This is a genomic window from Halomonas sp. A11-A (assembly GCF_003182195.1).
Classification (GTDB): Bacteria; Pseudomonadota; Gammaproteobacteria; order Pseudomonadales; family Halomonadaceae; genus Halomonas; species Halomonas alkalicola.
The window spans coordinates 168,917-181,691 of sequence record NZ_QGTM01000004.1 but is presented as its reverse complement, the minus strand read 5'-3'; the positions used below and the strand labels follow the sequence as shown (position 1 = coordinate 181,691).

Annotated in this window: 11 protein-coding genes; 6 read left to right on the top strand and 5 right to left on the bottom strand. The window is 67.9% G+C overall.

All coding sequences use genetic code 11. The annotated features are described in order from the left end of the window. Positions 1-61 precede the first annotated feature (61 nt). From DER72_RS05300 to DER72_RS05285, 4 genes are all read left to right on the top strand, one after another. Positions 62-496: a thioesterase family protein gene (locus tag DER72_RS05300; RefSeq protein WP_110068951.1), complete on the top strand. Its 435-nt coding sequence runs from the start codon at positions 62-64 to the stop codon at positions 494-496. 71 nt (positions 497-567) lie between these two features. Then, the gene (locus DER72_RS05295; protein ID WP_110068950.1) at positions 568-1,593 is read left to right on the top strand and encodes a tryptophan--tRNA ligase; all 1,026 of its coding nucleotides are present in this window, start codon (positions 568-570) and stop codon (positions 1,591-1,593) included. 214 nt (positions 1,594-1,807) lie between these two features. Continuing rightward, entirely contained in the window at positions 1,808-3,016 is a 1,209-nt protein-coding gene (locus tag DER72_RS05290; RefSeq protein WP_110068949.1) for a YeeE/YedE family protein, read from the top strand. A 142-nt stretch (positions 3,017-3,158) separates the two neighbouring features. Continuing rightward, positions 3,159-4,838, top strand: coding sequence for an NAD-dependent malic enzyme (locus DER72_RS05285; protein ID WP_110068948.1), 1,680 nt, complete (start codon positions 3,159-3,161; stop codon positions 4,836-4,838). A 252-nt stretch (positions 4,839-5,090) separates the two neighbouring features. On the opposite strand, the gene acnA is transcribed toward DER72_RS05285, so the two are convergent. Continuing rightward, a complete protein-coding gene (gene acnA, locus DER72_RS05280) occupies positions 5,091-7,844 on the bottom strand; it encodes an aconitate hydratase AcnA (RefSeq protein WP_110068947.1) in 2,754 nt (917 codons plus the stop codon). 318 nt (positions 7,845-8,162) lie between these two features. Here acnA and trxB point away from each other — a divergent pair, with 318 nt between their 5' ends. Next, positions 8,163-9,113 carry a thioredoxin-disulfide reductase gene (gene trxB, locus DER72_RS05275; protein ID WP_110068946.1) on the top strand — a complete coding sequence of 317 codons (951 nt, stop codon included), beginning with the start codon at positions 8,163-8,165 and terminating at the stop codon, positions 9,111-9,113. Between the two features lie 149 nt (positions 9,114-9,262). On the opposite strand, the gene DER72_RS05270 is transcribed toward trxB, so the two are convergent. Next, positions 9,263-9,508, bottom strand: coding sequence for a SlyX family protein (locus tag DER72_RS05270; RefSeq protein ID WP_110068945.1), 246 nt, complete (start codon positions 9,506-9,508; stop codon positions 9,263-9,265). A gap of 94 nt (positions 9,509-9,602) precedes the next feature. On the opposite strand from DER72_RS05270, the gene DER72_RS16580 reads away from it, so the two are divergent. Next, positions 9,603-10,067 (top strand): cold-shock protein, encoded by a 465-nt coding sequence (locus DER72_RS16580; protein ID WP_110068944.1) that lies wholly within the window; start codon positions 9,603-9,605, stop codon positions 10,065-10,067. A gap of 75 nt (positions 10,068-10,142) precedes the next feature. Here DER72_RS16580 and DER72_RS05260 read toward each other — a convergent pair whose 3' ends face one another. From DER72_RS05260 to dapD, 3 genes are read right to left on the bottom strand one after another with little or no spacing between them, the layout of a single operon-like run. Continuing rightward, positions 10,143-10,544: a hypothetical protein gene (locus tag DER72_RS05260; protein ID WP_110068943.1), complete on the bottom strand. Its 402-nt coding sequence runs from the start codon at positions 10,542-10,544 to the stop codon at positions 10,143-10,145. A 7-nt stretch (positions 10,545-10,551) separates the two neighbouring features. Then, entirely contained in the window at positions 10,552-11,724 is a 1,173-nt protein-coding gene (gene dapE / locus DER72_RS05255) for a succinyl-diaminopimelate desuccinylase (RefSeq protein ID WP_110068942.1), read from the bottom strand. Continuing rightward, entirely contained in the window at positions 11,711-12,736 is a 1,026-nt protein-coding gene (dapD, locus tag DER72_RS05250; RefSeq protein ID WP_110068941.1) for a 2,3,4,5-tetrahydropyridine-2,6-dicarboxylate N-succinyltransferase, read from the bottom strand. The genes dapE and dapD overlap by 14 nt, the downstream gene beginning before the upstream one ends. Positions 12,737-12,775: the final 39 nt, after the last annotated feature.

Sequence of the window (12,775 nt, the reverse complement as noted above, 5' to 3'; positions counted from 1 at the left end):
TCGACGCCCGCTGGAGCGGCGGGGGCGCAGCGCCCCCCGATGGATCTGCGAGGAGCGTGCCATGGAGTGGGATCTTCCCGAGCCCTTTTTCATCGAGCTCGTCGTCGAGCCCTCGGCCATCGACGAGTACGACCACGTCAACAACGCCGAGTACCTGCGCTGGATCGAGCAGGTGAGCTGGGCCCACTCCGACTCCCTGGGGCTGACCCTCGAGCGCTACCGCGAGCTGGATCGCGGCATGGCGGTGCATCGCCATGAGCTGGACTACCTGGCGCCGGCCTTCGAGGGTGACCGCCTGGCCCTGGCCACCTGGATCATCGCCGATGACAGCCGCCTCACCCTGACCCGCCGCTTCCAGCTGATTCGCCCCGCCGATGGCCGCACCCTGCTGCGGGCCCGCACCCGCTTCGCCTGCATCGAACTCTCCAGCGGCCGCCCGCGGCGCCTGCCCGAGGAGTACCGGCGAATCTACGGCAAGGCCGCCGTCGCCGAGTGACCCCGGTCGCCTTGCGGTGGGCTGCGCGTTACCATAGCCGTCATTTACGAACAGCAGAGTCCGCCTACCCCATGAGTGCAGCTTCCGAGAAGACCCGCGTTCTCACCGGCATCACCACCACCGGTACGCCCCACCTGGGCAACTACGTCGGGGCCATCAAGCCCGCCATCGAGGCGAGCCAGGACCCGAACGTGCAGTCCTACTATTTTCTGGCCGACCTGCATGCGCTGATCAAGTGCCAGGAGCCGCGCCGGGTGCAGGAGTCGCGCCTTGAGATCGCCGCCACCTGGCTGGCGCTGGGGCTGGATACCGACAATGCCATCTTCTATCAGCAATCCGATATTCCCGAGATCCCCGAGCTCACCTGGATGCTCTCCTGCGTCTGCGCCAAGGGGCTGATGAACCGCGCCCACGCCTACAAGGCCGCGGTGGCGGAGAACGAGTCCGCCGGCAACCAGGACCCCGACAAGGGCATCACCATGGGGCTGTTCGGGTACCCCGTGCTGATGGCCGCCGACATCCTGATGTTCAACGCCAACAAGGTGCCGGTGGGCCGCGACCAGATCCAGCACATCGAGATGGCCCGCGATATCGCCGGGCGCTTCAACCACCTCTACAAGGGCGACTACTTCGCCCAGCCCGAGGCGGTGGTCGACGACAACGTGGCGGTGCTCAATGGCCTGGACGGGCGCAAGATGTCCAAGAGCTACAACAACACCATCCCGCTGTTCACGCCCGAGAAGAAGCTGCTCAAGCTGGTGCGCAAGATCAAGACCAACTCCCTGGAGCCCGGCGAGCCCAAGGACCCCGACACCTGCACCCTGTTCCAGATCTACTCGGCCTTCTCCGGTCCGGAGGCGACCGCCGCCATGCGTGCCGAGTACGAGAACGGCATCGGCTGGGGCGAGGCCAAGAATCGTCTCTTCGAGACCCTCAACGAGCAGCTGCGCGAGCCCCGCGAGCGCTACCAGGCACTGCTGGAGGACCCCGGCCACATCGAGGCGGTGCTGCACAAGGGCGCCGAACGCGCTCGGGCCGAGGCGGCCCCCTTCATGGATCGCCTGCGCCAGGCGGTGGGTCTGGGTCGCTTCGTCTGATCGCCAACCCGGCTGTCGTGAAAGGGGCCTTCTGGCCCCTTTCGCCGTTTATACCCATGCCCTGACGCTATCGAGGTGATAGTGCTTATTAATTTATGTCATTTTCGTCTTAGGATTTTCATTTAAATTCTTTTGCGTTCTTTGCATAGATGATTAGCATGCTCTCATCCACGGGCGCGCCCCGCCTGTCCTGATGCTACCGAGAGAGCCCGCCATGAGTGAACTCGCCCTGACCCGACGCTCACGACTTTCCGTGCCCGCGGTGGCCGCCGGCGCCCTGCTGCTGGGTGCCCTGGCTGTCGGCTCCGCCTTCGGCGCCCGCATCGGCGCGCTGATGGTGATCGGCGGCCTGCTGGGCATGGTGCTCTACCATGCCGCCTTCGGCTTCACCGCCGCCTGGCGGGTCTTCATCACCGAGCGCCGCGGCCGTGGCCTGCGCGCCCAGATGGTGATGCTGGCCATCGCCGTGCTGCTCTTCTTCCCCGCCCTGGGCGCCGGCACCCTCTTCGGCACCGAGGTGAGCGGCTATGTGGCCCCGGTTGGCGTCTCGGTGATCTTCGGCGCCTTCCTGTTCGGCATCGGCATGCAGCTGGGGGGCGGCTGTGCCTCCGGCACCCTCTTCACTGCCGGCGGCGGCAACGCCCGCATGCTGATCACCCTGCTGTTCTTCGTGGTGGGCTCGGTGATCGGCACCGCCCACTTCGCCTGGTGGCAGAGCCTGCCCGCCTTGCAGCCGGTCTCCCTGGTGCAGAGCGCCGGCGTGGGCGGCGGCATCGTGGTGAGCCTCGCGCTCTTCGCCGCCATTGCCGCCTTCACCGTGGTGATGGAGAAGCGCCGCCATGGCCAGCTGGAGCAGACGCCGCGCATTGATGCCGGCAACCGCCGCTGGCTCACCGGCCCCTGGCCGCTGCTCTTCGGTGCCGTGGCCCTGGCGCTGCTCAACTACGCCACCCTGGCCCTGGCCGGACGCCCCTGGGGCGTGACCGGTGCCTTCGCCCTGTGGGGCGCCAAGGGCTTCGAGCTGCTGGGCGGCGACGTGACCGGCTGGGGCTACTGGCAGGCCCCTGGCAACGCGGCGGCCCTGCAGGCCAGCGTGTGGAGCGACATCACCACGGTGATGAACGTCGGCATCATGATCGGCGCCCTGGTCGCCGCCTCCCTGGCCGGGCGCTTCGCCCCCAACTTCCGCATCCCGGCCAAGTCGGTGCTGGCGGCGGTGATCGGCGGCATCATGCTCGGCTATGGTGCCCGCCTGGCCTTCGGCTGCAACATCGGCGCCTACTTCGGCGGCATCGCCTCCGGCAGCCTGCACGGCTGGGTGTGGCTCATCGCCGCCTTCGCCGGCAACATGATCGGCGTGCGTCTGCGCCCCCTCTTCTTCGAGGGCGAGGCGGCCCGCCAGCCGGCGGCCAAGGGCTGCTGAGCCGCGGCATCGAAGGGTGAACTTCGCGTGATCTCGCGCCCCGGCCCAGGCCGGGGCGCGCGCTTTTGGGGCGTGGTAAAGTGTTCCAAAAGCGCCGCCAGAGCGCTAACGGCCCGTTCCAGTCACCGCACCGAGAGCAGAGATGACCACTGAAACCAAGCGCCCCCTCTATATTCCCTATGCCGGCCCTCCGCTGCTGGAGATGCCGCTGCTCAACAAGGGCAGCGCCTTCAGCCAGGAGGAGCGCATCGAGTTCAACCTGATCGGCCTGCTGCCCCAGTGCGTGGAGTCCATCGAGGAGCAGCTGGAGCGGGCCTACCGGCAGTATCGCCAGTGCCAGAATGACCTGGACAAGCATATCTACCTGCGTGCCATCCAGGACGACAACGAGACCCTCTACTTCCGCCTGGTGTCCGAACACCTCGAGGAGATGCTGCCGATCATCTATACGCCGACCGTGGGCAAGGCGTGTCAGGAGTTCTCCAACATCTATCGCAACCACCGCGGGCTGTTTATCGCCTACCCGGATCGCGATCGCATGGATGACATCCTGCGCAGCGCCACCAAGAATCAGGTCAAGGTAATCGTGGTGACCGACGGCGAGCGCATCCTCGGCCTCGGCGACCAGGGCATCGGCGGCATGGGCATCCCCATCGGCAAGCTGGCGCTCTACACCGCCTGCGGCGGCATCAGCCCTGCCTACACCCTGCCGATCATGCTCGACGTGGGCACCAACAACCAGGCGCTGCTCGACGACCCCATGTACATGGGCTGGCGCCATGAGCGCATCGGCCAGGAGGAGTACGACGCCTTCATCGCCCAGTTCATCGAGGCGGTGAAGCGCCGCTGGCCCAATGTGCTGCTGCAGTTCGAGGACTTCGCCCAGGCCAACGCGGTGCCGCTGCTGGAGCGCTATCGCGATGAGCTCTGCTGCTTCAACGATGACGTCCAGGGCACCGCCTCGGTGGTGGTGGGCACCCTGATGGCCGCCTGCGAGGCGCGCGACGAGGGCATCGGCCAGCAGCGGGTGGTGTTCGTGGGGGCGGGCTCCGCCGGCTGCGGCATCGCCGAGCAGGTGGTGGTGGCCATGCAGGCCGAGGGGCTCACCGAGAAGGAGGCCCGCGCCCGGGTCTTCATGGTGGATCGTGAGGGGCTGGTCACCGCGGAGCAGACCTGGCTGCGCGACTTCCAGAAGCGCCTGGCCCATGACCCGGCGCTGACCGAGGGCTGGCAGGGGCAGGAGCTGGTGGAGACGATCCGTCGGATCAAGCCCACGGTGCTGATCGGCGTCTGCGGCCGGCCCGGCATCTTCACCGAGGAAGTGGTGCGCACCATGCACGCCGGCTGCGAGCGGCCGGTGATCATGCCGCTCTCCAACCCCACCTCCCAGGCGGAGGCGCTGCCCGAGGATGTGATCCGCTGGACCGAGGGCGCGGCCCTGGTGGCCACCGGCAGCCCCTTCGCGCCGGTGGAGTACGAGGGGCGCACCTACCCCATCGCCCAGTGCAACAACTCCTACATCTTCCCGGGCATTGGCCTCGGGGTGGTGGCCTCCGGCGCGAAGCGGGTCACCGACGACATGCTGATGGCGGCTTCCCGGGCGCTGGCGCGCGAGGCGCCGATCGTCAAGGAGGGGGAGGGCGCGCTGCTGCCGCCGCTTTCGAAGATCCGTGAGCTCTCCAAGGCGATCGCCTTCGACGTGGCCGCCCAGGCTCAGGGCGAGGGCGTGGCGCTGAAGACCGACGGCATCAAGCTGCGCGCCGCCATCGAGCGCAACTGCTGGACGCCGGAGTATCGCCTCTACCGCCGCCGTTCCTTCTGATAGTGCACTGATTCACTACTGCGCTCGATATGCTGGCCGCCGGCGGTGCTCGCAATCCTCATTGAGCAGCCAGTCAACTCCGGTTGCTCTGCTCCGGCGGCAGCCAGCCTATCTTCGCTCGTGACGTGAATCAGAAGCACTATGTAATGAGATGAAAAAGGCCCTGCCGGTTCACCGGCAGGGCCTTTCTGGTTTACATGGCAGCGCTCAAGGCGTCATCGGCGGCAGGTCAGACTACCTGGGCGGCCCCACCTAGGCGGCCCCAATCATACGGCGCAGCACATAGTGGAGGATGCCGCCGTGGCGGTAGTAGGCCAGCTCGTTGGCGGTGTCGATGCGGCAGAGCGCCTCGATGTGCTTCTCGCCCTTGTCGCTCTTGATGGTGACCTTCACCTTGCCGCCCGGGGTGAGCTCGGCGAGCCCCGCGATGGAGACCCTCTCGTCGCCGGTCAGGCCGAGGCTCTGGCGGCTCTCCCCCTCGGGGAACTGCAGCGGCACCACGCCCATGCCGATCAGGTTGGAGCGGTGGATGCGCTCGAAGGATTCGGCCAGCACAGCGCGCACCCCGAGCAGGCGGGTGCCCTTGGCGGCCCAGTCACGGCTGGAACCGGTGCCGTACTCCTTGCCGGCGATCACCACCAGGGGCGTGCCCTCCTGCTGGTAGCGCATGGCGGCGTCATAGATCGCCATCTGCTCGCCGGAGGGGACGTGGCGGGTCTCGCCGCCCACCACGCCGTCGAGCATCTCGTTTCTGATGCGCACGTTGGCAAAGGTGCCGCGCATCATGATCTCGTGGTTGCCGCGCCGGGAGCCGTAGGAGTTGAAGTCCACCGGCCTGATGCCGCGCTCCTGCAGGTAGCGCCCGGCGGGGCTGTCGGGCTTGATGCTGCCGGCCGGCGAGATATGGTCGGTGGTCACCGAGTCGCCCAGCAGCGCCAGGATGCGGGCGTCCTCGACATCCTCGATGGCGTCGGGCTCGCGCCCCATGCCCTCGAAGAAGGGGGGGTGCTGGATGTAGGTGGACTCGGGCCACTCGTAGACCTTGCTCTCGGGGACCTCGATGGCCTTCCAGACGTCGTCGCCGTCGAACACCTCGGCGTACTCCTTCGAGAACATCCCGGTGTTGACCCGGGCCACCGCCTCGGCGATCTCCGCCTGGCTCGGCCAGATGTCTTTCAGATAGACCGGTTCGCCGTCGCTGCCGGTGCCAATGGGGTCCTGCGTCAGGTCGCAGCGCACGTTGCCGGCCAGCGCATAGGCCACTACCAGGGGCGGCGAGGCGAGCCAGTTGGTCTTCACCAAGGGATGGACCCGGCCCTCGAAGTTGCGGTTGCCGGAGAGCACCGAGGCCACGGTGAGATCACCCGCCTCGATGGCGCGTTCGATGGGTTCCGGCAGGGGGCCGGAGTTGCCGATGCAGGTGGTGCAGCCGTAGCCCACCAGATGGAAGCCCAGGGCGTCGAGGTCCTCGTCGAGGCCGGCGGCGGCCAGGTAGTCGGTGACCACCTTGGAGCCGGGGGCGAGCGAGGTCTTCACCCAGGGCCGGGTGGCAAGCCCCTTCTCGCGCGCCTTCCGGGCCAGCAGGCCGGCGGCCATCATCACGCTGGGGTTGGAGGTGTTGGTACAGGAGGTGATGGCGGCGATCACCACGTCGCCTGGATCGAGCCGGAACTGGGTGCCGTCGAGGTCGACGTCCTGGCTGTCGGCGTGCTCATAGCTGCGCTCGACGCCCACCGCGGTCTGGCCGCCTTCGGCCATCAGCCTGTCCTTCTCCACGCTGGCCTCGGCGGAGGAGAGCGGTTTGCCGTCCTCCTCCATGACCTTCTCGAAGGCCGCACGCATGTCGCCGAGGGCCACGCGGTCCTGGGGACGCTTGGGGCCGGCCAGACTGGCCTCCACCTCGTTCATGTCGAGGTGCAGGGTATCGCTGAAGATCGGCTCGTCGCCGGGCTCGCGCCACAGGCCCTGAGCCTTGCTGTAGGCCTCCACCAGCGCCACCTGGGCGTCGTCGCGGCCGGTCAGGCGCAGGTAGTTGAGGGTCTCGTCGTCCACCGGGAAGAAGCCGCAGGTGGCGCCGTATTCCGGGGCCATGTTGGCGATGGTGGCGCGGTCGGCCAGGGGCAGGTCCTTGAGGCCGTCGCCGTAGAACTCCACGAACTTGCCCACCACGCCCTTCTTGCGCAGCATCTCGGTGACGGTGAGCACCAGGTCGGTGGCGGTGATGCCCTCGCGCAGCCTGCCGGTAAGCTTGAAGCCGATCACCTCGGGAATCAGCATGGAGACCGGCTGGCCGAGCATGGCGGCCTCGGCTTCGATGCCGCCCACGCCCCAGCCGAGCACGCCCAAGCCGTTGATCATGGTGGTGTGGGAGTCGGTGCCCACCAGGGTGTCGGGGTAGGCGAAGGTCCGGCCGTCCTCCTCCTTCGTCCAGACCGTCTTGCCCAGGTACTCCAGGTTGACCTGGTGGCAGATGCCCGTGCCGGGGGGGACCACCCGGAAGTTGTCGAAGGCCTGCTGGCCCCAGCGCAGGAACTCGTAGCGCTCGCGGTTGCGCTCCATCTCGATGGCCACGTTGTCCCTGAAGGCCGTGGCGTTGCCGAACTTGTCTACCATCACCGAGTGGTCGATGACGAGGTCCACCGGGGAGAGCGGGTTGATGCGGGCCGGGTCCTCGCCCAGTGACTCCACCGCGGCGCGCATAGAGGCGAGGTCCACCACGCCCGGCACCCCGGTGAAGTCCTGCATGAGTACCCGGGCCGGGCGATAGCCGATCTCGCGGTCGGAGCGGGCCTCCTTCTGCCAGTCCACCAGCGCCTGCATGTCCTCCCGGGTGACGCTCTCGTCATCGGCGAAGCGCAGCTGGTTCTCGAGCAGAATCTTCAGCGTCTTGGGCAGCCGCTCGATGTCGCCCAGCGCCGCGGCGGCCTCGGGTAGGCTGTAGTAGTGGTAGGTCCTGTTGCCGACCTCGAGGGTCTTGAGGGTATCGGGGGTCGCGTCGGTGCTCATCGGTGTCCTCCTCATCGCGGAGAGTGAACGAACCATCCTGGTACTCTAGAGACATGGTCATGATAGGCGGCGTTTTCAACCGCTGCCCGTCAGGCCGCTTGAAACGGTGACGCCGGGCCGCCATCTTCCATGGCAAGGGTCATCCCAGGATAGCGTCGTCCCGTGACAGGCCGACGACGGCCGGGGAGTCCCCATGCACGAAGGCTGACGGCGGCGATAGCCCTGCGCTATGGCGCCGCCCACCGTGCCCGGATCCCTGCATTGGCTGCTACAATGGCGCCACTTCAGAACCTGAACGTTACCCACGAGGTGTCTTCCATGAGCGATGTGCGTCACGAACGCCTGATCATCCTGGGCTCGGGCCCGGCGGGCTATACCGCCGCCATCTACGCGGCCCGCGCCAACCTGAAGCCGGTGCTGATCACCGGCATGCAGGCGGGCGGCCAGCTGACCACCACCACCGACGTGGACAACTGGCCCGGTGACGATGCCGGCGTGCAGGGCCCGGAGCTGATGGAGCGCATGAAGCGCCACGCCGAGCGCTTCGATACCGAGGTGCTCTTCGACCATATCCACGAGGTGGAGCTGCGCAGCCGACCCTTCACCCTCAAGGGCGACAACGGCACCTACACCTGTGACGCCCTGATCATCGCCACCGGCGCCAGCGCCCGCTACCTGGGGCTCCCCTCGGAGCAGCAGTTCATGGGCCAGGGGGTCTCGGCCTGCGCCACCTGCGACGGCTTCTTCTACCGCAACCAGGAGGTGGTGGTAGTGGGCGGCGGCAATACCGCCGTGGAGGAGGCGCTCTATCTGGCCAACATCGCCTCGAAGGTGACCCTGGTGCACCGCCGCGACAGCCTGCGCGCCGAGAAGATCCTCCAGGACAAGCTGTTCCAGAAGGCGGAGGAGGGCAAGGTGGTGCTGGAGTGGAACCACACCCTCGACGAGGTGCTGGGGGACAGCAGCGGCGTTACCGGGGTGCGCATTCGCTCCACCGAGAGCGGCGAGACGAAGGAGATCGCCGCGCCCGGCGTCTTCATCGCCATCGGCCACAGCCCCAACACCGGCATCTTCGAGGGCCAGCTCGAGATGAACGGCGGCTACATCAGGGTGAAGTCCGGCCTCGAGGGCAACGCCACCGCCACCAGCGTGCCGGGCGTGTTCGCCGCCGGCGACGTCATGGACCACGTCTATCGCCAGGCCATCACCTCCGCCGGCAGCGGCTGCATGGCGGCCTTGGATGCCGAGCGCTACCTGGACGAGCTGTAAACCAGCGACAAGATCCGAGGCGGCTTACCCGGCGACAGGCCTGTTCGGGGGCGCTGTAAATACGTCCCTGTACGCTACTTTTTCCTTCCCTGGAAAAAGACCCCCTCCAGGCCTATCCCCGGCGCCGCTCATGCTCCTTGAAGCTCGGGTCAATAATGCGGCGGCACCTCGTCCAGAGGGCCGGGGGCCGTCGCATCGCCCTCCTGCAGCGCCCGCTGCTGCTCGCGAATCTTCTCCTGCATCAGGTCGTTGATGCGCTCCAGCCGGGTAAGTCGCCGCTCCTGGGTGGCGACGGCCTCGTCCAGGGTGTCGAGCCAGTGTTCCTGGTGGGCGATCCGGCTCTCCAGCGCCTCGAGGCGCTGTGCCAGGTCAAGGGACGCCCGATCGGCGCTCATGCTAGAATCATTCCGCTGCGTGTCATCGTTCACCGTGGCACCTGCCTGTGGTTGTCTATTACGTTCATCACCAACAAGAGAGTCACTCGAGTCCATGAATCGAAAGGTCATGTTTCGCTGCAGCCTGGTCAGCCTGCTGCTGGCCGCTCCCGCGCCCCTGCTGATCGCCCTCTTTGTTCACCTTGCCGGCGGCGAGCTCGCCGAGGCGCTGTTCCAGAGCCTCGAGATCGGCGGCATCGCCGTGGTCTACCTGGCCGTGGCGCTGGCGGTCTTCCTGCTGCTGCTGGTCGCCACCCTGGCGGTCAACGTGCTCACCCCGCAGCTGGTCAATCTGGCCGAGGTCGAGAACGACGATCGCGAGATCGGCGAGGTGAAGTGGTTCAACGTCAACAAGGGCTACGGTTTCATCACCCGCGACAGCGGCGAGGATGTCTTCGTCCACTTCCGTGCCATCCGCGGGCGCGGCCATCGTACCCTGGCCGAGGGGCAGAAGGTCCGCTACCACATCATCGAGAATGAGCGGGGGCTGCAGGCCGACGACGTCACCGTGATTACCTGAAGCAGGCCCGCTCCAGAACAGCGCCCCGCCATCGTGCGGGGCGCTGTCGTTGTGGGGGCAGCCGGTGTGGAGGGCTCAGTGCCCCGAGTCGGGCCAGTCGATCTCGCTCTCGCTGCCGTCGGGCAGCACCTTGAGGAAGCGGTCCGGGTCGCCGCCGGGGTGCCAGCCGCCCAGCGAGCAGCGCACCTCGCAGCCCACCTGCGCCGCGGCGGCGCGTGCGCAGGCCGCATCGCTCTCCCAGGGGGTGTGGGGGCTGTCGAACCACAGGCTGGCGAAGCCGTCGGCGGCCTTCTCCACCAGCAGCACCGGGATCTCCTCGCCGTCGTGCTGGCCGCGGGTGCGCCACTTGCCTTTGCCGGCAGGTGAGAGCGGCGCGGCGCCGATAGCGGCGACGAGCCACTCGCCGATGGCCTCCACCGAGGGCTGGGCCAGGTAGATCTCGATATCGGGATAGCGCGCTTGGCTGTCGGATGTCATGTCGGCCTCAGGGTCGGGCGCTGCCGTTGATGAACAGGCGCTTCAGGATCGCCTCATAGACTCGGCTCAGTTCGTCCAGGTCGGCGGCGCGGATGCGCTCATTGACCTGGTGGATGGTGGCGTTGAGCGGGCCCAGCTCCACCACCTGGCTGCCCAGAGTGGCGATAAAGCGGCCATCTGACGTACCCCCCGAGGTCGAGAGCTCCGGGCGATGCCCCATCACCTCCTCCACGCCGAGCACGGCCGCCTCGACCAGCTCACCCTCGGCGGTGAGGAAGGGCTCGCCGTTCAGGGTCCAGTCGAGCTGGTAGTCGAGGCCGTGGGCGTCGAGGATCGCCGCGGTGCGCTGGCGCAGCTGCTCGTGGGTCACCTCGGTGGAGAAGCGGAAGTTGAAGACCACTTCCACCTCGCCGGGGATGACGTTGGTGGCGCCGGTGCCGGCGCGGATATTGGAGATCTGGAAGCTGGTGGCCGGGAAGAAGTCGTTGCCGCTGTCCCAGTGCTCCCGGGTCAGGGCGTCCAGGGCCGGCAGCGCCTGGTGGATGGGGTTGCGTGCCAGGTGCGGGTAGGCCACATGGCCCTGGAGCCCCTTGATATGCAGCACGCCGCCCAGCGAGCCGCGCCGGCCGTTCTTGATCACGTCGCCCAGCCGGGCGGTGGAGGAGGGCTCGCCGACGATGCAGTAGTCGAGCCGCTCGTGGCGCTCGCGCAGGTGCTCCACCACCGCCCGGGTGCCGTCCACCGCGGGGCCCTCTTCGTCGGAGGTAATCAGAAAGCCGATCCGGCCGTGATGCTCCGGATGGGCCGCCACGAAGCGCTCCACGGCGGTGACCATGGCCGCGAGGCTGCCCTTCATGTCGGCGGCGCCGCGGCCGCGCAGCATGCCGTCGTCGTCGATGCAGGGCTCGAAGGGCGGATAGTCCCAGCGGGTGTGGGGGCCGCTGGGTACCACGTCGGTGTGGCCGGCGAAGGCCAGCAGCGGGCCGTGGTGGCCGCGGGTGGCCCAGAAGTTCTCCACGTCGCCGAAGGGCAGCCGCTCGATGCGGAAGCCGAGCGCCGCGAGGCGCTCGATCATCAGTGCCTGGCAGCCCAGGTCATCCGGCGTCACCGAGGGGCGCCGGATCAGCTCGAAGGCGAGCTGCAGGGTGGGCGAGAGGCCGGCCGGATCAGTTATGGGCATGCAGTGCCTCGTTGAGCGCGATGGCGCTCTTGTTGGTCAGGCACTCGATGCGGCCGTTCTGGGAGTTGCGACGCAGCAGCAGGTCATCCTGGCCGGCCAGCTCGCGGGCGGCCACGGTCCGAACCTCCTGGCCCTGGTCGTCGAGCAGGGTGACCTTGGCGCCGGCGGTGAGGTAGAGGCCCGCCTCCACGGTGCAGCGGTCGCCCAGGGGGATGCCGATGCCGGCATTGGCGCCGATCAGGCAGCCCTCGCCCACCTTGATGACGATGTTGCCGCCGCCGGAGAGGGTGCCCATGGTGGAGCAGCCGCCGCCGAGGTCCGAGCCCTTGCCGACCATCACGCCGGCGGAGATGCGGCCTTCGATCATGCCGGGGCCTTCGGTGCCGGCGTTGAAGTTGACGAAGCCCTCGTGCATCACGGTGGTGCCCTCGCCCAGGTAGGCGCCCAGGCGCACCCGGGCGGTGTCGGCGATGCGCACGCCGCTGGGCACCACGTAGTCGGTCATCTTGGGGAACTTGTCGACGCAATCCACCGAGAGGGGGCGGCCGGCCAGGCGCGCCTTGAGGCGGCGGGCGGGGAGCTCCTGGACGTCGATGGGACCCTCGCTGGTCCAGGCCACGTTGCGTAGCAGGCCGAACATGCCGGTGAGGTCCAGGCCATGGGGCTTGACCAGGCGGTGGGAGAGCAGGTGCAGCTTGAGATAGACCTCCGGGGCCGTCTCGGGGGCGCTGTCCTTCTCCAGGAACATGGCCACTAGCGGGCGGGTGCTGGCGGCCAGCGACTCGGCCAGCTCCGCCTGGTCGGCGTGGCCGGCCTCGCGAAGGGCGCTGGCGAGCTCGGCGCACTGCTCGGGCAGGAAGCTCACCGTGGCGTTGCCGGCGGGGGCGTCCAGGGCCTTGGCGGCGGCTTCCACCAGGCTGGCGTCGGGGTTGAGCAGGGGTGCCGGATAGTAGACTTCCAGCCAGTCGCCCTGGGTGTTCTGGGTACCGATGCCGAGTGCAAAGCTGAGCATGTCTGTGTCCTTGTGGAGGTGGCGTATACGGGTGGTAGG